The sequence below is a fragment of the Mycolicibacterium duvalii genome, assembly GCF_010726645.1.
Classification (GTDB): Bacteria; Actinomycetota; Actinomycetes; order Mycobacteriales; family Mycobacteriaceae; genus Mycobacterium; species Mycobacterium duvalii.
On record NZ_AP022563.1, the window covers coordinates 1,935,399 to 1,958,602 of the forward strand.

Sequence of the window (23,204 nt, forward strand, 5' to 3'; positions counted from 1 at the left end):
CTACTGGGTCACTGCGACCGCAACCACACCGCGGTGTCGGGCGGGAGCACGTCACCGGTGAGGTCCGACGAGGCCAGCACGACCGTCGCAGCGGGCGGCAGCGGGACACCGGAATGGCCGGTGTTGACCCAGCACTGGACGCCGCCGCGCTGAAACGCCGCGACACCGTCGGTGACATCCAGCCAGCGGATCGCGCTGCCGTCGCGCCACAGCGACGGACGCAGGGCCAGTGCTCGCCGGTACAGGTTGAGGGTCGAGCGGGGATCACGCTCCTGGGCCTGCACGCTGTGCTGCGCCCAGTGGGTCGGCTGGGGTAGCCAGGTCACCGCGTCACTGCGGGCGGCGAACCCGTACGGAACGTCGGTTTCGGTCCAGGGCAGCGGAATTCGGCAGCCGTCGCGGCCCACATCGGTGAACCCCGATTGTGCCCAAGTCGGGTCCTGGCGCACGTCGTCGGGCAGGTCCTCGATCTCCTCGAGAGCCAGCTCCTCGCCCTGGTAGACGTAAGCGGTGCCCGGCAACGCGAACTGGACCAAGGCAGCGGCACGGGCGCGCCGTCTGCCCAGTTCATGGTCGGGATCCTCGTCGGCCCAGCGGCCCCGCTCCCAGTCGGTTTCGATGAGGTGATGCGGTTGTGACCGCGCGAACCGGGTGACCGTTCGGGTGACGTCATGGTTGGACAACACCCAGGTCGGTGGTGCACCCACCGACGCAGCCGCGGCGATCGCGTCGTCGATGACCTCCCGCAGCGCCCGGGCGCGCCACGGCGTGCGCAGGAAGTCGAACTGGAACGCGGTGTGCAACTCATCGGACCGCAGGTAACGCGCCAGCCGCTCGTTGCCGTCGACCCAGGCCTCGGCGATGAAGATCCGCTCGGGGGTGTAGCGGTCGGCCACCGCGCGCCACCCCCGGTAGATGTCGTGCACCCCGTCCTGGTCCCAGGCCGGGTGCCCGGCGCGGTCCTGTACCAGTGACTGCGCGGTCTCGACGGACTCGTCGGCGTCGGGCAGCCCGTCTTGCTTGACCAGTCCGTGGGCGACGTCGATACGGAACCCGTCCACTCCCCGGTCGAACCAAAAAGTCAGGATGTTCTCGAATTCAGCCCGGACCTCAGGGTGGGCCCAATTCAGGTCCGGCTGCCCGGGCGCGAACAGGTGCAGATACCACGAGCCGTCGGCCAGTCGCGTCCACGCCGGCCCGCCGAACACGCTCTGCCAGTTGTTCGGCGGCTCGGCGCCACCGGGGCCGCGGCCCGGCCGGAAGTGATAACGCAGCCTGGCACCGGGCTCGTCGGCGAGCGCTGCACGAAACCACATGTGCTGGTCGGAGGTGTGGTTGGGCACGATGTCGAGCAGCACCCGGATGCCGACACCGTGGGCATCGGCGATCAGCGCCTGGGCGTCGCCGAGCGTGCCATAGGCGGGCTCGATGTCGCGGTAGTCGGAGACGTCGTATCCGGCGTCGGCCATCGGCGACGGGTACCACGGGTTGATCCAGATGGCGTCGACCCCGAGCTCGGCCAGATAGGGCAGGCGGGTTCGCAGACCCGCGATATCGCCGATCCCGTCGCCGTCCCCGTCGGCGAAACTGCGGATGTAGACCTGGTAGACGACGGCCGTCTCCCACCACGACGGTTCGGCAGCGGGCACGACTCTCCTCAAGACTGGCGTGAACTGTGCGCCCTCAGCCTCACGGCCTGCCCGCACTGTGTCAATTCGATTGCCGCGCGCCTTGGTGTCGGACGGATTCGACTGACGGGAAGCTTTTTTCGGCTACCGGCCGTCGGCCTTCCCGCCGGCCCTGGCGCCACCGACGGGCAGAACGACAGACCTGCAAGGTGTTTGACGGCACCGATCCCCCACCGAGGCTGTGAGGTGTGACACACTCAACGGGTGCCGAAAGCGCTGCCCGTGGCCCGGACCGGACAGACAACACCATATCGAGGACGAACTCCCCAAACGAGGACGTGATGAAACGAACCCAGTTCGCCCGCGGGCGACGCCGTCGCGCGATCGCGCTGGCCAGCGCACCGCTGGTCGCGGCGACGTTGTTGTCCGGTTGCGGGAGCGAAGGCGGCCCGCCCACCCTGACGTGGTACATCCTCCCCGACAACGGCGGTTCGGCCGCCCGCGCGCAGGCCTGCGCCGACGCCTCCGACGGCGCCTACCAAGTGCGGATCGAAGCGCTGCCCAGCACCGCGACCGCCCAGCGCGAGCAGATGGTGCGGCGGCTGGCCGCCGGGGATTCGTCGATCGATGTGGTGAGCCTGGACGTGGTGTTCACCCCCGAGTTCGCCAACGCCGGCTTCCTGAGGCCCTACACCGCCGAGGAGGCTGCGCGGCTGACCACGGGCATGTTGCCGGCGCCGATCGAGACCGGCACGTGGGACGACGAACTCTACGGAGTGCCGTATAAGTCCAACACCCAGTTGCTGTGGTACCGCAAGTCGCGTGCCGCAGCCGCCGGCGTGGATCCGACCAGTCCCGGCTTCACCTGGGACGAGATGATCAAAGCCGCAGTGGGACAGAACAAGAAGGTCGCCGTGCAGGCTCAGCGATATGAGGGTTACACGGTGTTGATCAACGCGCTGGTGCTCTCCGGCGGCGGGGCGATGCTCCAGGACGTCGAGGCCGGCCGGGACGCCAAGCCGTCGATGGCCAGCCCCGCCGGCGAGAAGGCCGCCGAGATCGTGGGCAACCTGGCGCGTTCCAGCGCCGCCCCCACGGACATGTCGAATGCCTCTGAAGAGCAGGCTCGGGCCAACTTCCAGTCCGACCAGGGCATGTTCATGGTCAACTGGCCCTACGTCCTGGCCGCTGCGCGCAGCGCCGCCGAGGAGGGCACATTGCCCCAGGCTGTCGTCGACGACATCGGCTGGGCACGCTACCCGCGGGTCGCCCCGGACCGGCCGAGCGCTCCGCCGCTGGGCGGCGCCAACCTCGGCATCGGAGCGTTCACCGAGCATCCCGAGCAGGCGGTCGCGTTCGTCGAGTGCATCAACGCCCTGCCCAAGGCAACGCAGTACATGCTCGACGAAGGTGAACCGTCGCCGTACGCGGCCACCTACGACGACCCAGCGCTGCGGGCCGACTACGAGAACGCCGACCTGATCCGGGAATCCATCGCCGAAGGCGGACCACGACCACTGTCGCCGTTCTACACCGACATCTCCGGGGCGGTGCAGCTGACCTGGCATCCACCGGCGTCGGTCAACGCCGAAACCCCGGAAAGGACAGACGAATTCATGGCTGATGTGCTGGCGGGGAGGCGGCTGCTGTGACCACCGTGCAGAGCCCGCCGCTGCAGGCGGAACCGGGCAAATCCGCCCTCAGCGAGCGGGCCAGGGGCGAACGCCGCCTCGGTCTCTACCTGACATTGCCGTCCTACCTGGTGATGCTGCTCGTCACCGCGTATCCGCTGGGCTACGCGTTGGTGCTGTCGCTGTACAACTATCGTCTCACCGATCCCGAAGGCCGCGACTTCGTCGGGCTGAGCAATTACGGGGTCATTCTCACCGACCCGGTGTGGTGGAACGACTTCGTGACCACCCTGGCGATCACCGTGGTCACGGTGGCGATCGAGCTCGTTCTCGGATTCTGGTTCGCCTTCGTGATGTTGCGCATCATCCGCGGCCGCGGACCACTGCGCACCGCGATCCTGATCCCGTACGGGATCGTGACGGTGGTGTCGGCGTTCATCTGGCGCTACGCATTCGCGATCGACTCCGGTTTCGTCAACCAGTGGCTCAACATCACCGACTTCGACTGGTTCGGCGACCGGTGGTCGGCGATCTTCGTGATCTGCCTGTCCGAGATCTGGAAGACCACACCGTTCATCTCACTGTTGCTACTGGCGGGCCTGGTCCAGGTTCCCGAGGACATGCAGGAGGCCGCCAAGGTCGACGGCGCCACCGCGTGGCAGCGGTTGTGGAAGATCACGCTGCCCAACATGAAAGCCGCAATTATGGTGGCGCTGCTGTTCCGGACGTTGGACGCGTGGCGCATCTTCGACAATCCGTATGTGATGACCTCCGGCGCCTACAACACCGAGACCATTTCGTTTTTGGCCTACCGCCAGAACGTCACGCTGGTCAATCTCGGGATGGGTTCGGCGGTTTCGGTGCTGTTGTTCCTGACCGTGGTCGCGATCGCGTGGCTTTTCATCAAGGTCTTCAGGACCGACCTCTCGCAAGTCAGGGGTGACCAGTGACCAAGAGCACCAAGTGGTGGACCATCGCCGGCATCGTCGTCGTCCTCTACAGCTTCTTCCCGCTGGCGTGGATGATCAGCCTGGCGTTCAAGCCGCCGTCGGACATCGTCTCCCGCGATCCACAGTTCCTGCCCACGACGTTCACCCTCGACAACTTCGCCGAGATCTTCCGTGACCCGCTGTTCACGAGGGCGCTGATCAACTCGATCGGCATCGCGATCATCGCGACGGTGATCTCGGTCATCATCGCGATGTTCGCCGCCTACGCGATTGCGCGTCTGGACTTTCCGGGCAAGAAGGTGCTCTTGTCACTGGCGCTGGGCATTGCAATGTTCCCCCAGGCCGCGTTGGTCGGCCCGTTGTTCGACATGTGGCGGGGCCTGGGCATCTACGACACCTGGCTGGGGTTGATCATTCCCTACCTGACCTTCGCTCTGCCGCTGTCGATCTGGACCATGTCGGCGTTCTTCCGCCAGATCCCGTGGGAGATGGAGTACGCCGCGCAGGTGGACGGCGCCACGCAATGGCAGGCGTTCCGCAAGGTGATCGTGCCGCTGGCTGCACCGGGGGTGTTCACCACGGCGATTCTGACGTTCTTCTTCTGCTGGAACGACTTTCTGTTCGCCATCTCGCTCACCTCTACCAACAACGCGCGCACGGTCCCGGCCGCGCTCGCCTTCTTCCAGGGCGCGTCGTACTTCGAGTCGCCGGTGCCCTACATCATGGCGGCCTCGGTCATCGTGACCATTCCCGTCGTCATCCTGGTACTCATCTTCCAACGGCGCATCGTCGCCGGCCTGACCTCCGGAGCAGTGAAGGGATAGCCCCATGGCAGCAATCACCTTGCGCAACATCGTCAAGAAGTACGGTGACGGCTATCCAGCCGTCAACGACGTCAGCCTCGACATCGCCGACGGCGAGTTCATGATCCTGGTCGGCCCGTCTGGCTGCGGGAAATCGACGCTGCTGCGGATGATCGTCGGCCTCGACGACATCACTTCGGGTGACCTGATGATCGGTGACAACCGGGTCAACGACAAAGCACCGCGTGACCGCAATCTCGCGATGGTGTTCCAGAACTATGCGCTGTACCCGCATCTGACGGTGTTCGAGAACATCGCGTTTCCGCTGCGGCTGGCGGGCAAGCTCTCCGACGAGGAGATCCGCAAGCGGGTCACCGAGGCCGCCGACACGCTGGAACTCGGGGAACATCTGGAGCGCAAGCCGGCCAACCTCTCGGGTGGACAGCGGCAGCGGGTCGCGATGGGCCGTGCCATCGTGCGTGAGGCCGATGCCTTCCTGTTCGACGAGCCGCTGTCGAACCTGGATGCCAAGCTGCGCGGTCAGATGCGCACCGAGATCCTGCGTCTACAACGCAAGCTGGGCGTGACCACCGTCTACGTCACCCATGACCAGACCGAGGCCATGACCCTCGGCGATCGGGTCGCCGTGCTGAAAAAGGGTGTGCTGCAACAGGTCGCGAGCCCCCGGGAACTCTACGATCAGCCGGTCAACCTGTTCGTGGCGGGCTTCATCGGTTCTCCCCCGATGAACTTCGTCCCCGCCCGTGTCTCGGGTGACCAGATCGAACTGCCGTTTGCCACCGTGCCGCTGCGCGACGAATGGCGTACCGCACTCGGCGACGCAGAGGACGGCGCGGTGTACATCGCCGGCATCCGTCCCGGCGCGTTCGAGGACGCAGAGTTCGTCGACCCCGGAAAACGGGACCGCGGTGTCACGTTCGACGTCACCATCGACGTGACCGAGTGGCTGGGCAACGAGCAGTACGCGTTCGTGCCGTTCGAGGCATCAGCCGACATCTCGTCGCAGCTCGAACAGCTGGCCAAGGATCTCGACATGGAGCAGATGCGCAGCCAGATCGTCGTCGAGCTCGACCCCATGAGCCGGGTCAGTGCCGGCGACAACGCGACTTTGTGGCTCGACGCCGGACGGTTGCACCTGTTCGACCCCCAGACGGGCGAGAATCTGACGCGGGTCACCGAATCGCGCGGGCGGCACGCCGCTCCGACAGGCTGAGCGGGTCCGCCCGATGGCAGCTCCCGAGCTGCGGCTGCGGGCCCCTCACCCGGGCCTGGTGGCGCTGCCCTGGGAGCGGCCACTCGACGAGTGGGCCGAACCCCGTGTCGCGGTGCGCGACCTGCCGGTCGGCCCGAGTCGGCACCTGGTCAAGTTCGTCGAGTCCGACGACGCGCTGTGGGCGCTCAAGGAATTGCCCGCGCGCGTCGCGGCCCGCGAGTACCAGGTGCTGAGCCGGTTGGAAGCCATGGGGCTCAACGCGGTCCGGCCGGCGGGGGTGGTGATCCAGTCCGACTTCGACACCGCCATCCTGCTGACCCGCTATCTGGATTCGTCGTGGCAGTACCGGCGGCTGTTCATGCGGCTGAATCCGGATACGCCCAAACACCGGGCGCGGCTGTTCGACGCCATGGCCACCCTGCTGGTGGAGTTGCACCGCCACGGAGTGTTCTGGGGTGACTGCTCGCTGGCCAACACACTGTTCGTGCGCGACGGTCAGGTGTTGCAGGCGTTCCTGGTCGACGCCGAGACCAGCGAAGTGCACCCCAGCCTGTCGGACGGGCAGCGCACCCAGGACATCGACATCACCGTGGAAAACGTGGCTGCCGGACTGCTGGATGTGGCGGCCAGTCTCGACCGGCACGAACTGCAGCCGGAGTTTCTGCAGGAGGCGATCGGGCTGCGCGAGCGGTACGAGCAGCTCTGGGAACTGTTGCATGCCAATCCGACATTCGGCTTCGCGGACCGCTACCGCGTGGAAGGCACCATCCGCAAGCTCAATGACCTCGGGTTCGCCGTCGACGAGGTGTCGCTGCAGCCGGTCGTCTCCGGCGCCGACGAGCTGCGCTTGCATGTGGCGGTCGGTGACCGCCGCTTCCACGCCACCGAACTCCGGCGCCTGGCCGGCATGGAGGTCGGCGAGGGGCAGGCGCGCATCCTGCTGGGTGATCTGCACGCCTATCGCGGCCAGCTGTCCCGCGAGGCCGGCCACGATGTCGACCTGCGCACCGCCGCACAACTGTGGTTCATCGAGGTCGCGACACCGATGATGCACCGCGCCCACGAAGCGGTCGGCCGGACCGGTTCACCGATCCAGGCCTACTGCGATCTGCTGGAGGTGCGCTGGCTGCTCTCCGAGCAGGAGGGCCGCGACGTGGGCACCGAGAAAGCGTTGCGCGCGCTGGCCCGTCAGGCGGTGCCCGAGGAGTCGGCGGCCCAGCTGCTGGTCGTCGAGATCCCGACCGAGCCGTTCTCGGTGTTGGACGACCGCGACTGATTCACCACTAGCCCTGATTCGCATCTGCGGTAATCTTGGCCTTTTGGACCCGTGAATGCGGATGGAGGTGAGCGCAATGGTTCCGGCGATCCGGATCAAGGACGCAGCCGCGTTGTTGGGCGTCAGCGACGACACCGTGCGCCGGTGGGTCGACAGCGGCATCCTGCCGTCGTCCAAGGACGACTCCGGCAGAAAGGTGATCGCCGGAGACGTGCTCGCAGCGTTCGCCCGCGAACACGCCGCACCGCCACCCGACCCGCTGGGCGTGGGCAGTTCCGCGCGCAACCGGCTGGTCGGTTTGGTCACCAGGGTCACCGCCGACCGGGTGATGAGTGAGGTGCAACTGCAGTGCGGCCCCTTCACCGTGGTGTCGTTGATGAGCACCGAGTCGGTCCGGGCGCTCGGCCTCGAACCCGGCGTGGTCGCCGTCGCCGTGGTCAAGGCCACCACGGTGATCGTCGAGACCCCGCAGGGCGCATCGTGATGTTCGGATGGCGCTTCCGTCTCAGTGTCGTCGCCGCCATGGTGGTGGCCGCGGGTTGCGCCCCGCCGCAGGCGTCGCCCGAGACGCTGACGGTGTTCGCCGCTGCGTCTCTGCGGTCGACCTTCGCCGAGCTGGGTGCGCGCTTCGAAGACGCCCATCCCGCAACGAAGGTGGTGTTCAACTTCGGCGGATCCGCTGACCTGGTCGCTCAGCTCGCTCAAGGTGCCCGCGCCGACGTGCTCGCCACCGCCGACACCAGGAACATGACCAAGGCCGTCGACGCCGGTCTCGTCTCCGATGCCCCCACCGATTTCGCCGGCAACACCTTGACCATCGTCGCCGCGCCCGCAAACCCGAAGGGCATCAAGGGTTTCGCCGATCTCGCCGCCGGCGACATCCAGCTCGTGGTGTGCGCCCCGCAGGTCCCGTGCGGGTCGGCCACCGAGCGCATCGAAGAGGCGACCGGGGTCGCGCTCGCGCCGGTCAGCGAGGAGTCGTCAGTCACCGACGTTCTCGGGAAGATCACCTCCGGGCAGGCCGACGCGGGCCTGGTCTACCTGACGGACGCCCGTGGGGCCGGCGGCAAGGTCGCCGAGGTCCCGTTCCCCGAATCGGGTGCCGCGGTCAACACCTATCCGATCGCCGTGCTGGCCCGGTCCGACGACCCGGCGGGCGCGCACACGTTCGTAGACCTCGTCACGGGACCGGACGGTCGGGCCGTGTTGACCGCAGCAGGGTTCAGCACCCCGTGATGCTGCGCCGGGCAGCACGGAACGTGACGGTCGGGTTGCCGGCCTGGATCTACGTTCCCGCCGCCGCGGGTGCGCTGTTCGTGATCTTGCCTCTGGTGGCCATCATCGGGCGCATCGACTGGGCGCATTTCGTCCCGCTGGTCACGTCGGAGTCCTCGCGTACGGCGCTCGTGCTGAGTCTCAAGACCGCGACGGCCAGCACAGGTGTGTGCGTGCTGCTCGGGGTGCCCATGGCGATCGCCCTGGCGCGCAGCCCAGTCCGCGTGGTCACGATGCTGCGGCCGGTGATCCTGTTGCCGCTGGTGCTGCCTCCGGTCGTCGGCGGTATCGCATTGCTCTATACCTTCGGCCGGCAAGGGCTGCTCGGTCGCGAGTTGGACCTGCTCGGGATCCCGATCGCGTTCACCACTGCCGCGGTGGTGATCGCACAGTCATTTGTGTCGCTGCCGTTCCTTGTCGTCAGCCTCGAAGGGGCGCTGCGCTCGGCGGGATCCCACTACGAACAGGTCGCTGCCACCCTCGGCGCCCGGCCGACCACCGTGCTGCGCACGGTGACGCTGCCGCTGGTGCTGCCCGGGTTGGCCTCCGGAGCCGTACTGGCCTTCGCGCGCTCGCTCGGGGAGTTCGGCGCGACGCTGACCTTCGCCGGTTCCCTGCAGGGCGTCACCAGGACACTGCCGCTGGAGATCTATCTGCAGCGCGAGACCGACGCCGATGCGGCGGTCGCGCTGTCGGTCCTGCTCATCGCGGTCGCGGCGATCGTGGTGCTCGCCGCCGGTGGCCGACGGCTGCGAGGCACGCTATGAGCGCACTGCACGTGCGGGCGGGCGTGGCCCGACGCGGCCTCGATGTCGACGTCACGGTCGGCGACGGTGAGGTCCTGGCCGTGCTGGGGCCCAATGGTGCCGGTAAATCCACTCTGCTGCAGGTGATCTCGGGTCTACTTCGACCTGACTGGGGTCGCGTGACGCTGGGTTCGGAGGTGCTCACCGACACCGCTACGCGGACCTTCGTCCCGGTGCACGCCCGCGGCGTGGCCACGCTGTCCCAGCAGCCGTTGCTGTTCCCGCACATGACTGTGCTCCGCAACGTGGAATACGGGCCGCGGTGCGCCGGGCAATCCCGACGCGCCGCATCGCAGGCCGCACGGGGATGGCTCGATGAGGTCGGCGCCGCCGAGCTGGCCGCACGCCGCCCGGATCAGCTCTCCGGCGGGCAGGCCCAACGGGTCGCGCTGGCGCGCGCGCTCGCCACCGAACCCACGCTGCTGCTGCTCGACGAACCGCTGGCCGCGTTGGACGTGACGGGCGCGCCCGCCCTGCGCCGCCTGCTGCGTAGGGTGCTGCGCGACCAACGCCGCACCGCGGTCATCGTCACCCACGATGTGGTCGACGCATTGGCCATCGCAGACTCCGCCGTCGTCATCGACGGGGGCGCTGTCGTCGAAAGCGGACCGGTTCGTCGGGTCCTCACCGTTCCGCGCAGCGACTTCGCGGCCCGGATGGCTGGGGTGAACCTGATCGCCGGAACCGTCACCGCTCCCGGGCGGATCACAACCGCGTGGAATCTCGCCCTCTCCGGCCGAGGTCAGGAAGAGACCGGCGTATCGGCGGTCGCGTTGTTCTCACCAAGCGCTGTCGCCGTCCACCTCGATCGGCCGACCGGCAGCCCGCGCAACGTCTTTCCGGTGACGATCAGCGACATCGACGTCCGGGGCAACGTGGTCCGCGTCCGCGGCGGCGAACAGCCCGACGGTGGCACCGGGCCGGCGGCCGACATCACCGCCGCCGCCGCGGCCGATCTCGACCTGCATCCGGGTCAGACGGTGTACTTCGCGGTGAAGACCCAAGAAGTCGAGCTGCACCGCACCGATTCGCAGGTTCGGCCGGGTCTTGATTCCGGCTCCCGCGATAGTGTGTGACCTCATGCCGGCACCCAGTTTGAGCGAGCTTCTGACCCCCGCGACCACGGCCCTGGTCACCCAGGAATGCCAGCCGGGCGTAGTCGGCGAACTGGCGGGCTTGCCGATGCTCGCCGCCGAGGCGCGCAGGCAGGCGATCCCCAACATCGCGTCGTTGGCGGCCGCCGCGCGGGCGGCCGGGGTCACCGTGGTGCACTGCCTGATTCAGCGCCGCAGCGACGGAAGGGGATCGAACAGCAACGCACGGCTGTTCGCCGCCGGAAAGTCGATGAACGTCGACCTCACGCCGGGCAGCCGGGGGGCGTCGGTCCTGCCCGAACTCGAGCCGGCTGGGTCGGACTTGATTCTGACGCGGACCCACGGGCTCGGCCCCATGACCGGCACCGATCTCGACCCTGTGCTGCGCAACCTCGGCATCACCACCATTGTGGGCGTGGGTGTTTCGGTGAACGTCGCGATCACGAACTTTGTCATGGACGCGGTCAACCGGAGCTACCAGTTCGTGCTTGCCCGCGATGCGGTGGCCGGCTATCCGCGCGAGTACGCCGAATCCGTGATCGACAACACGTTGGCATTGCTGGCCACCGTCACCACGACACGCGAGGTGATCAATGCGTGGCGAGCAGCCGGCATCGCCGACGCGCCCTCGGAGGCATAGCCGGGCCGGTAGATGGGTATCGGCGAAGTCGTAGCGTCGACAGAGGAGGTACTCGTGCAGGACTGCTCGGGAAGCGGACGTCGCGTCGAGGACGAGCCCAACGCGGCCGCGGCCACGTGCCCGGTGTGCGGACGGGAGGTTCCCGTGGACCCGAAGGAGACCGACGAGGGCCTGCAGTTCGTGGTCGTGCCACACGAACGCGCTGTCGCCGGTTGAGTCAGGACGCGCGCAGCGCGTACAGCATGCCGACGACCGCTCCCTCGCCGAGGAGGGCGCCCATCCGCTCGGACTGCTGCTGCGAGGTCCTCCACGCCTCGGTGTCGGAATAGCGGTCGGCCACCTCAGCGTCGACCTTGTCCGCGCGATCCTCCCAATCCTGCTGCTCTCCAGCGAGTTCCGCGGCGCACTGCTCGTCGTCGAGTGTCAAGCCCGCGGCGGCGAACAACTCGCGCAGCCCGTCGGCAGTCGGAAATGTGTTGCCCTCGGGCTGTTCGTCTGCCGCGATATCGCGGGTCGCGACGAACACCAGGAGGCCGATGCCGCCACCGGGCCGGACCACCCGCCGCAGCTCGGTCAGCAGCCCCAATTGATCCGGCATCGTGCACAGCACCCCCAACGACCACGCAGCGTCGAACGTGGCGTCGGCCAGCGGCAGTGCCGACCCGGAGGCCTGCACGACAGGTAGCCCGAACAGCCGGCGCGCGGCGCGGCAGGCACCGGCTTCGGGTTCGACCAGAACCGGGTGCACGGCGTTGGTATGCACGGCATAGGCGGCGGGCCCGCCCACCCCGGCACCGGAGTCGAGCAGGGCGCAGCCCGGCGAGAGGCCGAGACGATTGATCAGCCAGTCCAGGGCCTGGGGGCTACCGCTGCCCCGACACGCCGCGGGAAGGTAATAGTCGGCCCCCAGCCGGGTGCACACCTGCGCGGTCCACTCGGCCACGGTGTCGAACTCGGCCGACATGGCATCGGTCATGCGCGGGCTCGGATCCGTGCGCCCACTTCGGCTTTGATCTCCGCACCGCGCCTGCTGCCCGAAGCGCTCGCCGAGCCCGACAGGTTGACCCCGGCCACGCCGTCGATACTCAACAGAGCCTGCGCCTCGGCGACGGCGGCCTCGATGCCGGCTTCGATGGGATCGTCGGCGCTGAGAACCCGCTCGACGACCCCTGCGTCGAGCTCCAGACCGGGAAGCCCCTGCAACACCGCCGCTGACACCGAATCGGTGAAGACGGCCACCGCGGCCAGCACGGGAATGGTCAGCCCGGCCGCACGGGCGGCGGCCATGAACTGCGCCACCGTCGATGGCGAGGTGACGTGGTTCAAGACTGCGACGCGGGCCCCGGCGTGCTGCTTTGCCACCAGCCGCACCGGGCGGCGGTCTACCGGTGGGGCGGTCGGGGTTTCGGGAACCGCTGCCGTCATACCGAATTCGGTGGCCATCGCGACGAGACGGGGCCCGTCCAGGTCGAAACTCTGGGTGACGTCGGGACGCACGTCGTAGCCGCGGCCGTCACCGGTCACACACAGCACCGTGTCCACTCCCAGGTAGGCCAGGCCGCGCAGCTCCTGTTCGAGCACGACGCGGTTGCGATCACGGCACGACAACGAGATCCACGGCAGCGCGCCGCTGTCCATGATCAACCGACTCAGCAGAGTCGGCGGGAAATCGGGTCGGTTCTGGTGCTCACCGACCAGGACGGCGTCGCAGGTCGGTGCGAGCAGCGCGGCGACCAAGCCGGCGTCGTGGGCGTCGAACGGTGTACAGCTGAAGTCCGCGAGCACCAGCGGTGGGTCGGCGAGCGGGCCCGGGTGTGAAGCGGTGTCCGGCCACAACACGACGTCGGGGAAAGCGCATGGCCCGGAACGCATCTCGCACTGCCCGTCGGCCCGCACTCCGCCGCACGGACCGTAGTGCATCCGTTTGGGACAGTCGACAGTCACATCTGCTTCTTTCACGCCCGACCCGGAAGGCAAACATCTCATGAGAGATCAGGACCGCTCGGCGTCGACCCGTTCCTCCTGCAGGCGGTCCTTGCTGCGGATCAGGCGCAACAGCGTCACCAGGCCGAGACCGCCGATGAGGTTGCCCACGACGGTGTAGGCGAACCAGCCCAGCCAGTCGAGGTAGCCGAACGGGGTCCCGCCGCTGAGCAGGGCGCCGAAGATCAGCAGGGAGTCCAGAATGGAATGGAACAGCTGCAGGCCGGCCAGCAGGAACGCACCGGCCACCGCGGCGGCGATCTTGCCCGGCACCGAATCGGTGCCGTGCTGCATCCGGGTCATCAAGGTGATGACCATCCCGCCGAGAACCGCCAACGCCATCGTCTCGGCGCTCAGCGGAGCGGTGACGAAGTGCGTCGCTGACTCGATGGTCTGGGCCCGCAGCTTCGGGAACGCCGTGACGATCAGCCACATGATCAGCCAGCCGCCGATCAGGTTGGCCACCAGCGTGCCGGCCCACAGCTTCAGCAACTGCGCGACACTGGCGCGTTTGGCCGCCACCGTGGTGACCGGGACGAGGAACCCCTCGGTGAACAGCTCGCTGCGACCGAGCAGAAGAGCCAGGAAGCCCACGGAGAACGCCAGGCCCGCGAGCAGATGCTCACCGGTGGCGTGCAGCACCGCGAGGTAGGCCAGCACGCCCACGGCCACCTCGGTGCCGCCGAAGAAGCCGGTGACGAAGACCTCGCGCCAGCCGCGGTGCAGCCGCTGGGTGCCTTCGTCGATGATCCGCTGGAACGCGGCCTCCAGTTCGTCTTCGATGGGGCTGTCGGACTCGCCCAGGTCACGCTGATTCGTGTCGCTCATGGTCAGAGTCCTTCGGATCGGTCAGACGCGGCGAGGAGTCTGGTTACCCAGCTCAGGCCATCACGACGCAGTCTTTGCCGCTGCGCTTGGCGTGATACATCAGGGTGTCCGCCTTACGGAGCAGCGTTCCCGCGTCGCACGCACCCCGCGAGGTCACCACACCGGCACTGACCGAGAGTCGGTCGTAGACCTCCCCGCCACTCAACGTGAAGGGCCTCCGCACCTGGGCGCGGATACGCTCGGCGAGGGCCTGCAATTCGGCGACATCGGGCAGTCCTGGGCACAGCACCGCGAACTCGTCCCCGCCCAGTCGGGCAGTGGTGTCCGTCGACCGAACCGCGGCTCTGATCCGTTCACCCACCTCGACGAGAACCTCGTCGCCTTCGGCGTGCCCCCAGGTGTCGTTGATCTCCTTGAACCCGTCGAGGTCCAGAGAGATCATGCCGACCCCCGACGAAATCCCGGCATCGACCTCGGCGAGGGCGTGTTGGATCCGGTCGGTCAGCAGCGCCCGGTTGGCCAGCCCGGTCAGGGGATCGTGCGACGCCAGATGCACCAGTTCAGCCTCGACCCGTTTGCGGCTGGTGATGTCCTCCACCAGGCATATTCCGTAGGGCTCCGATCCGTCGGGCGCGACCACCGACGCCGACACCGCACCCCACACCTCGGTGCCGTCCGCACGGCGGAAAGCCACGTCCCTCTCGAACCGCTGCCCGCCGCCCAGGGTCAACAGAGGGTCCAACCCGGTGTCCACGCGGTCGGTTCCGTCGCCTGGAAGACCGAACACCGTCATCGTCAGCACGTCGTCGCCCGGACGGCCCAAGAAGTCGGCGAACGCCTGATTACAGCGCGTGATGCGTCCCGGCGCCTCGGGTGCGATCGTGAACATGAACATGCCCATCGGCGCGGTGTCGAAAGCGAGCCGGAACTGCTCTTCGCTCGCGGCCAGCGCCTGCTCGGCGGCCTTGCGCTCGGTGATGTCAGTCGCGACGCCGATGAAGCCCTCGCAGCTGCCGTCCTCGCCGGTCATCTGGGAGATCGCGACGCTCACTGCGACGTGTGAGCCGTCCTTGCGGACGTAGGTCCATTCGCGCACCTCGGCCTGCTCGGGGGTGACGTTGTAGACGAAGACGTCGATGGGACGGACACCCAGCTCCTCTGCTCGGGCGCGAACCTCGGGTTGGTAGTGGAAGTTGAACGATTTGCGGCCCAGCACCTCTGCTTCGGTCCACCCCAGCATCCGTTCCGCGCCGTGGTTGAAGACGGTGATGTTGCCCCGGGGGTCGGTACCGATGATCGCCTGTTCGGACGCGGCATCGAGGACGCCGGCGAAGAGGTCGCGGGCTTCGCGCAGCGCCCGCGCATTCTCACGCTCGTCGGTCACATCGCGGAAGGCCATCACGTTCATCGTCATCTGGCGCGCCAGGAGGGCGGTCGTCAGCTCGACGACGCGGGAGCCGTCAGCGGCGATGACGACATCGCGAGGGGCGTTCGACGCTGGTGCCGCGGCAGCGAATCCGTCCGCTGATGATGCCGTTACGACATCCTCGACGAGGCCCGAGTCCGCCGCCCGCGCGTTCTGCAGCACGATGCTGCCCGTTCCGTCGACGACCACCACGCTGTCGTGGATGCTGTCGAGCACCGCGGTCAACAGCTCGGAGTCCTCGTCTGCCTTGTCCCGCGCGTGCTCGAGCTCGGTGATCAGGCGCGCGCGCGAGTCCCGATACAACGACAGGGTCAACACGATGAGGGTCAAGCTGGCGACCATCGCCTGGGCCAGCAGCGCGCGGGTTTGGATCTCGGGGACGATGAAGACCCCTTTGTTCGACAGTGTGGCGTAGATGATCCAGGCCCCGGCTGCGGTGAGGAACAGCGTGTTCAACGTCGTGCTGTACCGCAACGCCAACCACATCACGGGCACCAGCGCGAGGAAGGCCAGCGGGAGCCCCGTGTTCAGCAGCCAGAAGATCCAGAAGAAGATCGCGACGATGCCGACGGCGGCCAGCACCATCTCGAAGACAGCTGCCGCGGTGATGTGTGGGCGCGACCAGCTCACGTCGCGCAGCCTCAGCCAGATCGCGACGCCGAGAAGGGCTGTCGCTCCGTTCCGCACCGCGAAGAGCCCGAACGTTTCCCACACCGTCGCGCTGGTGACCACCACGAACCACCCGGCCGCCAAAACGGCCGCACAACAGGTGCCGACCGTCACTGCCGCCACCAGGCGCGCCAGGTCGGTGGGGTCACGCAGCACGACGTCATCACGCCGGTAAGCCAGCAACTCGACGGTGACGACACTGAGTACGAGGTTGACGAGCACGAACCAGACGCTCAACGGGACCGAGGCACCCGTGGCGATGTTGGTCGTGAAGGACACGACGCCGAGCAGCGCGACGTGCACCCCGCGTTTCCAGGCTCCGGACTGCCGCACCGAGAGCAACCAGATGACCCCGACCGCAGCCGCCGGCCAGGCCAGCGAGACCTCTCCGCCGGCCAGTCGCGTCGCGCGGCCCGCGGCCACGGCCAGTGCATAGGCAACCGGGAAGGCGACGAAGGTCATCGCGGAGCGCAGAGTTCGATCCACCACTTCCCCATTGCTCGAGGTACCCATCGCTACCAGGATGCCGTGGCCGGTAGGTCATTGGTGAGCAAAACGGCAAGTAGTGACCTTTGACCTTTTTCGTCACTGGATACAGCCCGTCAGCAAATTGCCGCACACCGTAATCGGCGCGGCCTTGCGGCTACGTCATGCCGACACGGAGGCACCGCAACGAGCTGGGATGTCGTTACTGACGCAAGACGAACGGGGTGGTCCCGGCTGGGTTCGAACCAGCGACCTTCCGCGTGTGAGGCGGACGCTCTCCCACTGAGCTACGAGACCGGATCCGACGGGTCGGACGAGGCAGAAGACTAGCACGTGGGCCGGTCGCGGCTAGAATCCGCCGACCGATGTTTTCTGTCATCAGCGCTCCTACCTGCGATTTCCTCGATATGCTGCTCTCAGCGACACGTCGGGGATCTCGTTCGGCCAACCAGGGCAACGGATTTCGTTCGGTCATCATCGAGGGGGCGACAGTGAGAACAGCGACCATGGCGATGGCCATGCTGGCGGGGGCCGCGATGCTGGCGGCTCCGGCCGCCGCGGCGGAGGTGGTGGGCTTCACCTCCCCCAGCGGCAACATCGGCTGTGTCCTGACCGACGACTCGGTGCGGTGCGACATCGCCGCGCGCGACTGGGCCCCGCCGCCGCGCCCGGCGAGCTGCCCGGACTTCACCGACTACGGGCAAGGCCTCACCCTGGGCCCGACGGGACCGGCAAACTTCGTGTGCGCCGGCGACACCGCGCTGAACAGTGGGCCCGCGCTACCCTACGGTCAGTATCAGGCCGGCGGTGGGATGAGCTGCAACAGTGAGCCGTCGGGCATCCGGTGCTCGAATTCCGACGGCCACGGCTTCACGATCTCGCGCCAAGCCTACACCCTGTTCTGAGTCGGTCGCAGCGCGGCGAGCAAGGGATTTGTGTACGCCTGTGCGCGTGGACTATCGTTCTGCTTCGCGACGGGCGACGATCTCGCCCGTGGCGCGCGGATGTAGCGCAGTTGGTAGCGCATCACCTTGCCAAGGTGAGGGTCGCGGGTTCGAATCCCGTCATCCGCTCGAAGGTGCAGTGGCATCAACCCCAGCGGTGGAGTGGCCGAGTGGTGAGGCAACGGCCTGCAAAGCCGTGCACACGGGTTCGATTCCCGTCTCCACCTCCGATTATGTCCCGGCGCGATTAGCTCAGCGGGAGAGCGCTTCCCTGACACGGAAGAGGTCACTGGTTCAATCCCAGTATCGCGCACCAGCATTACCGCAGGTCAGACCGCATTTTTGAGAATCTGACCAGGGCTCATGCCCAATACATGCCCGATTAGGTTTGGCAAGCTGGACTCTCGATCCCGATCCGAGAGGATTTGCCGTGAACACCACGCACGACGACGACGCGACTACTTGGCGTGACCTCACCGACCAGCTCACCCCGGAGCAGGTGCAGCGGTTCGAGCACCAAGAGCGACTCGCACTAAGCTCCATCGCCTTCGGCCACAACCCAAACGAGACGGCCGAGGACATCGCTCGGGGCTCCCTTACTGAAGCGCGGTGGAAGCGCAGCAGAACCTCACCGACTGCATGATGAGCCTTCCGCTGCCGCAAGGCGCGGAGTCGGCCGAGCATTGGGCAGACGACGCAGACGGGCAGTGGACGCGGATGGTGCATGGCCCGTCCCGGTCGGTGGAGGGCTTCGACGCTGCCGTCTACCGCACCGGCGTCCAGACCCGCGACGGCGCGGTCACATGGTCGCTCTACGTCCACGTCGCAGACAGCGACGACATGACCGCTGGGCAGGTACGCCAGCTGGCCGCTGCGCTTGTCGAGGCCGCCGACGAGCTCGACAACCTCTGCTAGCTCTGGGAGCCCGTCAAATAGGACGACCCCGGCCACGTCGGCCGGGGTCGTTTTCGTCCGCCAGTGCGCTCAGCAGCTGACCGCGCGGCCCGCCCAATCACTCGGGGCTGAAGTGAGCGCAAAGTCATCGTTGTCGAGCAGCTTGCCGAGCATGCCATCCCATCCTGGGGTGTGCCCGCCCGCGGTATGGATAGCGGTCCTCGCGGCGGCTAGGGCCTTCGCGATTGCATCCGCACGGCTATCGGCGTTGACGGTGACACAGACGTCGACACGGCCGGCGTCGAGATCGGCTCCGACGTCCCCGTCAACGTCTGGAATGTCGGCGAAGGCGTCAGCAACGTCGTCGAGGTGGGACTCGAAGCCGACGCGGTCTTCCTGCGGCCCCATTCCGAATCGAAACTCCATGTAGTAGCTGGCCATTACTGCTCACCTTCTCTCCAGCAAGATTGTCGACGGAACCACATTGTCGTGTTCTTGACGTAGTTCGGATCACTGGGCGATATGTGAATCGTCTTCATGTGCTGGCCGCAGGGGCACCGGAACTTGTGGTAGCGCTTTCCGGTCACCTCGGTCCAACCGTGTTGACGAACTGTGTCGATCAGCTCTCTGACGTCCTTGTCATGTCTCCCCACTAGCGCGAAACCTTAGCGAATCGACGTCACGGCGGCGCATCGAACTGACAACTCCACTGTACAAGCAGCCTGAACAGGGCTATCGCGGCCTTATGCGGCCTCGCTGGCTATCCGCGTGCGTCTTCGTCGCATGATGAGGCGCGCATAGGCTCTGGTAATTCTCTGGGTCGTAGCGCCGGGGGTCGCCCTTCGGCAGCTCTGCCAGCGGCACGATGTGGTCGGTGTGATCAGCCAGCCGGGGACAGCCGGGCCACTCGCAGTACGGGTTTTCCCGCCGGTACGCGGCCAACGCCTTGGCCATGCGGCGGTCGTCGTGGCCACCGGGGTGCGTTGACCCTTCCCACGGCTTCCGGCACGGGCACGGCTTGCCCTTGGGCGCCGGCTGACGGCAGCGGGCGCATGTTCGGGGTGGGGCGGTCGGCAACGGTGAACCTCCTGCTCACGCTGCTGGCGGGTGTTCCGAAATTTCCGCAGTTCTTCCGGGGGGGAGAGGCCGCCCACCGCCGGAGGTCGGCCACCGCGCGGTCTGGCTGGCGATTGTGGCGCCCCCTGGCATGTGTGGGTGTGTCGACACATGTGCAGCCCGAGTGCTGCTGGCGAAAACGGACGACACCGCGGCGTCGGCCAGGGTTGGGACCGCTGGAAATGAGCACCCCGTTGGGTGGGTGCGGCGGCTGCCGGCGTGCCGATGACGAGGTGCACCAGCAGCGCGCCGCACCCGGTCTTACTCGGCGGCGGTCGCGACCTTCACCACAGCGCCGGGCTGATTCGCCGACACACCGAACCGGCCCTCGACGCGGCACCGCACCTAATTCTTCACGAAGTCATCCGAGACGGCGTCGGACCACTTCACCTCGACCTGGCCGTCGTGGTCGACGGTCACCGCGCCGTCACCGATCACCAGGCCGGTGTCCTCGCCGAGGCCCTGGTTGAGCACCACCGGCACACCCCACAGCCGGCGCGCGACCGGGTCGATCGGCACACCACGCACATCGGTAGCTCCCGACGTCACGGTCAGCAGCTCGATGGCCTCCCAGTCGTTGGCGTGCAGCACGATCACACCGGGGGTGTAACCGCTGGCTTCCAGCGTGGTGATGGCCTTACGGACGGTGGTCAGCGCGTCGGTGGCGAACGCCTGCACCACGACACCGGAGGTGTTCAGGATGCCGGTCATGTTCTCGCCGGTCCCCGCGCCCGCGAGGATCTGCGCCTCGACCGCGACGCGCAACCCATAGACCAGTTCGTCTTGCACAAACCGCTCGAGGTTCACGTTGTCGCCGAGCAGGTAGTGGTCGATGGCCTCGGAGACGTGCGCGACGACGCGCAGCCGGTTCTCCACCGCGACCACCTACACCGTCGACGTCGGTTTGGTGCCGCCGGCCGCGACCGGCGCGGCCTGCAGCGTGCGAACCGACTGGCGCAGGAACGAATAGGACGGCGTCACAGCGCGGGTCGGCAGCACGTCGAGCACCGACACCGCCGGCCGGCCCGTCTCGACGACCTCGGCCTGCAGGATCGTCGAGGTGGTCTGCTGGCCGGCGGCCAGCGCCTTGGTGCCGCTGCCGTCGCGCGGCATGGCCTTGATGACGCGCTGCGCCATCGCCTTGGCGTGCTTGCCGGTCAGCGCCAGGTGCCCGCCCTCGACGTCACCGTTGGCGCCGCGGGCCATGTCGTCGAGGCCGCCGATGATCTCGGCGGTCTTGCGCGCCTCGGCGACGAACGCCATGTCGGCCTTTGTCTTGGCGATCGCGCCGTCGAGGGTCTTGGCCTTCTCGGTCGCTTCCTCGACCTGGCCGGCCTCATCGGCGGTCAAGTCACGCTGCAGCTCGTCAGCGGTGTCGAGAATCTGCTTGACGAGCGCGAGCTGCGAATCGCGGTCCTTGGTCAGGGTTGCCAATCGGTTTTCGAACATGGGTGATACGTCCTTCGGGGTGTCGTGGTAGCGCTTGACTGCTGCGCGGGCCAGCGCCGCGCGGATCGGAGCGGTCGGTCGGCCGGCGGACTTCACCGCGCCGATCAGAGCGCGGTCGTTGGCGCCGCGAGCCACCACCGACACCTCGACGAGGTCCAAGTCGGTCAGCTCATTACCGGCGGCGGTCTTGGTCGAATGATTGACGCGGTAGCCGATGCTCAGACCACCGACGCGGCGGCCCTTCACATTCCGGTACGCCGCGGCACCGTGCTCGGTGTCGAGGTCGAACTTGCCGGTGATCGCCAAACCCTCGGCGGTTTCGGTGGCCTCGACGACGTCGCCGACGTAGTTCCGCGGATCAGCCGCGCCGTGTTCCCACAGCAGCGGCACCGGCTGGCCGGCGGCCAGCGACTTTGTGAACGCTCCGCGGCGCACAATGTCGCCGTGAGCATCGACGTTGTCGAACACCGACGCCAGACCCGTAAACGTCCCGGTCTGGTCGTCAGCACTCTTGATCGACAACGCAACTGACTTACGTTGCATGAATCGTCCTCTCGGACATCAGAAGTGGAGGGATCAACAACGAGTCACGGCCGCGACTGCTGGCGGTGCTCGCTGGATCGTCTTGCGGGCCGGCTGGCGGGGCGCAATTCGGGCCCGGCCGCCGCGCTGGCTGACTCTCCGACCACCACCGTAGCAGCGGGCAGCGACAACACCCGGTCACCGCGGCGGCCTGTCGTGCCACAACCTTGCGTCCCACAACGCAGCGTTGTCGACGTCGACCTCGACGTGCTCGTCGAAACTGAAGACGCTGTCACCGCGCCGGATCGGCACCCGCACCGTGCGCCGCGCGGTCTCATCGGCCTGACCCTCGGGGTCAACGGTCATCGTCGGCGTCCTTCTCGGCGATGAACATCGCGTCCATCGCCCACCCGTCGAGCTCCACCTGCACCCGGTCGCCGTAGAGTTCACCGGTCAGCTGCGCGCAGCGCACACCGAGCGCGATCGCGAACAGGTCCATCCGGCCGGCCTTACGGGCCTCGATCAGCGGCACCGCGGACTCGGCGTTCTCACCGGCCTGGATCGCGGCCACGAACCGCGCCGCCCGGATCGTGGCGTCGTGGAACTCGGGGTCAGTGCCGCGCTTGAACTGCGTCATGGGTTTTTGTCCTCTCAGTCGGAAAATTGGTGTGAAATCTGTGCTCGCGTGAAAAAGCCCACCGCCGCGCGGGGCAGCGCCTCCATTGCTGGAAATTCCCAGGCCTATACCGGGGGTCATGCGGTCACGCGTCTGGACGTGATGACGCGGCCGGCGACGACGCCGAGCGGTCGCGCGTCGGTGGGCAGCTGGTCGAGCCAGCCGCGGCAGGCGTCCAGGGCTGGGCAGGCCGCGCAGACGCTGACGGCGGCGGCCCTGGCTTGCTGTGTCTCGGCGTGGTGGCCGCGGCGGCCGACGATGGTGGCGTCGAACAGTTCGGCGTGGCCGCGGCAGCGGGCACCGCGCAGCGGCGGGACAGCGGCGGCTAGAGCGGCGAGGAAGTCGGCCAGAGATATGCGCCCAGGGTTGGTGGTGTCTGTGTCTGCGGTCTTGTCTCGCGGTTTGGCGGCGCCGGGTGGGCGAGTTTTGAGGAATCGCTTGTAGTGGCTGCAGCACATGCGCGGGCGTAGGTGGGGGTGCTGCAGCCGTCGACGTTGCAAGGGCTGGGGGTCATACGCTCACCGGTTTCCAGTCGACGACTCCGGTGGCGGCGGGGCAACCGTCGTCGTGGAATATCTGGCTGATGATCCGGTCGCCGGGCAGCAGGATCAGTTGCCCGTCTGCGCGGCAGTCGCGGCAGGCGTCGGTGAGTCCGGAGAGCACGCCGGGTTGTCCGGTGGCGTTGACGCGGGCTCGCAGTTGTTGGATTTGCGCGGCGGCGGGATGGGTGCGTGCGTGTTGTCGACGCTGTCTGCGGCTCATGGTGTTTCGGCCTTTGTCCATGCCGTGTTTGTCCATCTGTCCACCCCTAAAGAGAGGGGGGTGGTGGACAGTTTTGGCGGTGGAGTGGACAAGTGGTGGACAAGGTGGACAG

General features: G+C 67.4%; 25 protein-coding genes and 4 tRNA genes. 16 read left to right on the top strand and 13 right to left on the bottom strand.

Going from position 1 to position 23,204, the window contains the following annotated elements; translation table 11 throughout:
* Positions 1–8: 8 nt before the first annotated feature.
* A complete protein-coding gene (locus tag G6N31_RS08870; protein WP_098006027.1) occupies positions 9–1,649 on the bottom strand; it encodes a glycoside hydrolase family 13 protein in 1,641 nt (546 codons plus the stop codon).
* A 320-nt stretch (positions 1,650–1,969) separates the two neighbouring features.
* Between G6N31_RS08870 and G6N31_RS08875 the strand changes: the two genes are divergently transcribed.
* The 11 genes from G6N31_RS08875 to G6N31_RS08925 all read left to right on the top strand — a co-directional run bounded on the left by G6N31_RS08875 (position 1,970) and on the right by G6N31_RS08925 (position 11,553).
* Positions 1,970–3,280 (top strand): extracellular solute-binding protein, encoded by a 1,311-nt coding sequence (locus tag G6N31_RS08875; RefSeq protein ID WP_098006029.1) that lies wholly within the window; start codon positions 1,970–1,972, stop codon positions 3,278–3,280.
* Positions 3,277–4,209: a carbohydrate ABC transporter permease gene (locus tag G6N31_RS08880; protein ID WP_098006030.1), complete on the top strand. Its 933-nt coding sequence runs from the start codon at positions 3,277–3,279 to the stop codon at positions 4,207–4,209. The genes G6N31_RS08875 and G6N31_RS08880 overlap by 4 nt, the downstream gene beginning before the upstream one ends.
* Positions 4,206–5,033: a carbohydrate ABC transporter permease gene (locus G6N31_RS08885; RefSeq protein WP_098006032.1), complete on the top strand. Its 828-nt coding sequence runs from the start codon at positions 4,206–4,208 to the stop codon at positions 5,031–5,033. The genes G6N31_RS08880 and G6N31_RS08885 overlap by 4 nt, the downstream gene beginning before the upstream one ends.
* Before the next feature lie 4 nt (positions 5,034–5,037).
* Positions 5,038–6,246, top strand: coding sequence for an ABC transporter ATP-binding protein (locus G6N31_RS08890; protein WP_098006034.1), 1,209 nt, complete (start codon positions 5,038–5,040; stop codon positions 6,244–6,246).
* 13 nt (positions 6,247–6,259) lie between these two features.
* The gene (locus tag G6N31_RS08895) at positions 6,260–7,522 is read left to right on the top strand and encodes a DUF4032 domain-containing protein (protein WP_098006036.1); all 1,263 of its coding nucleotides are present in this window, start codon (positions 6,260–6,262) and stop codon (positions 7,520–7,522) included.
* Positions 7,523–7,598: 76 nt separating this feature from the next.
* The gene (locus tag G6N31_RS08900) at positions 7,599–8,006 is read left to right on the top strand and encodes a TOBE domain-containing protein (RefSeq protein ID WP_098006077.1); all 408 of its coding nucleotides are present in this window, start codon (positions 7,599–7,601) and stop codon (positions 8,004–8,006) included.
* Positions 8,006–8,758, top strand: coding sequence for a molybdate ABC transporter substrate-binding protein (modA, locus tag G6N31_RS08905; RefSeq protein ID WP_098006038.1), 753 nt, complete (start codon positions 8,006–8,008; stop codon positions 8,756–8,758). The genes G6N31_RS08900 and modA overlap by 1 nt, the downstream gene beginning before the upstream one ends.
* The gene (locus tag G6N31_RS08910) at positions 8,758–9,564 is read left to right on the top strand and encodes an ABC transporter permease (protein WP_098006040.1); all 807 of its coding nucleotides are present in this window, start codon (positions 8,758–8,760) and stop codon (positions 9,562–9,564) included. The genes modA and G6N31_RS08910 overlap by 1 nt, the downstream gene beginning before the upstream one ends.
* On the top strand, positions 9,561–10,679 hold the full coding sequence (locus G6N31_RS08915; RefSeq protein WP_098006042.1) for a sulfate/molybdate ABC transporter ATP-binding protein: 1,119 nt from the start codon (positions 9,561–9,563) through the stop codon (positions 10,677–10,679). Before G6N31_RS08910 ends, G6N31_RS08915 begins: the two co-directional genes overlap by 4 nt.
* A 4-nt stretch (positions 10,680–10,683) precedes the next feature.
* Positions 10,684–11,337 (top strand): cysteine hydrolase family protein, encoded by a 654-nt coding sequence (locus tag G6N31_RS08920; RefSeq protein ID WP_098006043.1) that lies wholly within the window; start codon positions 10,684–10,686, stop codon positions 11,335–11,337.
* A 12-nt stretch (positions 11,338–11,349) separates the two neighbouring features.
* Positions 11,350–11,553 carry a hypothetical protein gene (locus tag G6N31_RS08925; protein WP_098006046.1) on the top strand — a complete coding sequence of 68 codons (204 nt, stop codon included), beginning with the start codon at positions 11,350–11,352 and terminating at the stop codon, positions 11,551–11,553.
* 1 nt (position 11,554) lies between these two features.
* Here the strand turns inward: G6N31_RS08925 and G6N31_RS08930 are convergent, their stop codons facing one another.
* From G6N31_RS08930 to G6N31_RS08950, 5 genes are all read right to left on the bottom strand, one after another.
* Positions 11,555–12,313 carry a class I SAM-dependent methyltransferase gene (locus G6N31_RS08930; protein ID WP_098006047.1) on the bottom strand — a complete coding sequence of 253 codons (759 nt, stop codon included), beginning with the start codon at positions 12,311–12,313 and terminating at the stop codon, positions 11,555–11,557.
* Positions 12,310–13,257: a methylenetetrahydrofolate reductase gene (locus tag G6N31_RS08935; RefSeq protein WP_234815476.1), complete on the bottom strand. Its 948-nt coding sequence runs from the start codon at positions 13,255–13,257 to the stop codon at positions 12,310–12,312. Before G6N31_RS08935 ends, G6N31_RS08930 begins: the two co-directional genes overlap by 4 nt.
* 72 nt (positions 13,258–13,329) lie before the next feature.
* Positions 13,330–14,148 carry a formate/nitrite transporter family protein gene (locus tag G6N31_RS08940; RefSeq protein WP_098006051.1) on the bottom strand — a complete coding sequence of 273 codons (819 nt, stop codon included), beginning with the start codon at positions 14,146–14,148 and terminating at the stop codon, positions 13,330–13,332.
* Positions 14,149–14,200: 52 nt separating this feature from the next.
* The gene (locus G6N31_RS08945) at positions 14,201–16,756 is read right to left on the bottom strand and encodes a diguanylate cyclase domain-containing protein (protein WP_098006053.1); all 2,556 of its coding nucleotides are present in this window, start codon (positions 16,754–16,756) and stop codon (positions 14,201–14,203) included.
* A 198-nt stretch (positions 16,757–16,954) separates the two neighbouring features.
* Positions 16,955–17,026 (bottom strand) — tRNA-Val (locus G6N31_RS08950).
* A gap of 239 nt (positions 17,027–17,265) precedes the next feature.
* Here G6N31_RS08950 and G6N31_RS08955 point away from each other — a divergent pair.
* The 5 genes from G6N31_RS08955 to G6N31_RS08975 all read left to right on the top strand — a co-directional run bounded on the left by G6N31_RS08955 (position 17,266) and on the right by G6N31_RS08975 (position 18,588).
* Complete coding sequence (locus G6N31_RS08955) at positions 17,266–17,634, top strand: DUF6636 domain-containing protein (protein WP_098006079.1); 369 nt, start codon at positions 17,266–17,268, stop codon at positions 17,632–17,634.
* A 95-nt stretch (positions 17,635–17,729) separates the two neighbouring features.
* Positions 17,730–17,802 (top strand) — tRNA-Gly (locus G6N31_RS08960).
* Between the two features lie 27 nt (positions 17,803–17,829).
* Positions 17,830–17,900 (top strand) — tRNA-Cys (locus tag G6N31_RS08965).
* Between the two features lie 14 nt (positions 17,901–17,914).
* Positions 17,915–17,989, top strand: a tRNA-Val gene (locus G6N31_RS08970).
* Positions 17,990–18,282: 293 nt separating this feature from the next.
* Positions 18,283–18,588 carry a hypothetical protein gene (locus tag G6N31_RS08975; RefSeq protein WP_133117725.1) on the top strand — a complete coding sequence of 102 codons (306 nt, stop codon included), beginning with the start codon at positions 18,283–18,285 and terminating at the stop codon, positions 18,586–18,588.
* A gap of 69 nt (positions 18,589–18,657) precedes the next feature.
* On the opposite strand, the gene G6N31_RS08980 is transcribed toward G6N31_RS08975, so the two are convergent.
* The 7 genes from G6N31_RS08980 to G6N31_RS09010 form a co-directional block, all read right to left on the bottom strand.
* The gene (locus tag G6N31_RS08980; RefSeq protein ID WP_179964282.1) at positions 18,658–19,008 is read right to left on the bottom strand and encodes a hypothetical protein; all 351 of its coding nucleotides are present in this window, start codon (positions 19,006–19,008) and stop codon (positions 18,658–18,660) included.
* A 1,020-nt stretch (positions 19,009–20,028) separates the two neighbouring features.
* Positions 20,029–20,559: a phage major capsid protein gene (locus G6N31_RS08985; protein WP_165776277.1), complete on the bottom strand. Its 531-nt coding sequence runs from the start codon at positions 20,557–20,559 to the stop codon at positions 20,029–20,031.
* A 9-nt stretch (positions 20,560–20,568) separates the two neighbouring features.
* The gene (locus G6N31_RS08990; protein ID WP_098006062.1) at positions 20,569–21,675 is read right to left on the bottom strand and encodes an HK97 family phage prohead protease; all 1,107 of its coding nucleotides are present in this window, start codon (positions 21,673–21,675) and stop codon (positions 20,569–20,571) included.
* A 177-nt stretch (positions 21,676–21,852) separates the two neighbouring features.
* Positions 21,853–22,020 (bottom strand): hypothetical protein, encoded by a 168-nt coding sequence (locus G6N31_RS08995; RefSeq protein WP_163722111.1) that lies wholly within the window; start codon positions 22,018–22,020, stop codon positions 21,853–21,855.
* Positions 22,010–22,291: a hypothetical protein gene (locus G6N31_RS09000; protein ID WP_098006064.1), complete on the bottom strand. Its 282-nt coding sequence runs from the start codon at positions 22,289–22,291 to the stop codon at positions 22,010–22,012. The genes G6N31_RS08995 and G6N31_RS09000 overlap by 11 nt, the downstream gene beginning before the upstream one ends.
* 116 nt (positions 22,292–22,407) lie before the next feature.
* Entirely contained in the window at positions 22,408–22,830 is a 423-nt protein-coding gene (locus G6N31_RS27360; RefSeq protein ID WP_244962258.1) for a hypothetical protein, read from the bottom strand.
* A gap of 10 nt (positions 22,831–22,840) precedes the next feature.
* A complete protein-coding gene (locus tag G6N31_RS09010; protein WP_098006066.1) occupies positions 22,841–23,128 on the bottom strand; it encodes a hypothetical protein in 288 nt (95 codons plus the stop codon).
* Positions 23,129–23,204: the final 76 nt, after the last annotated feature.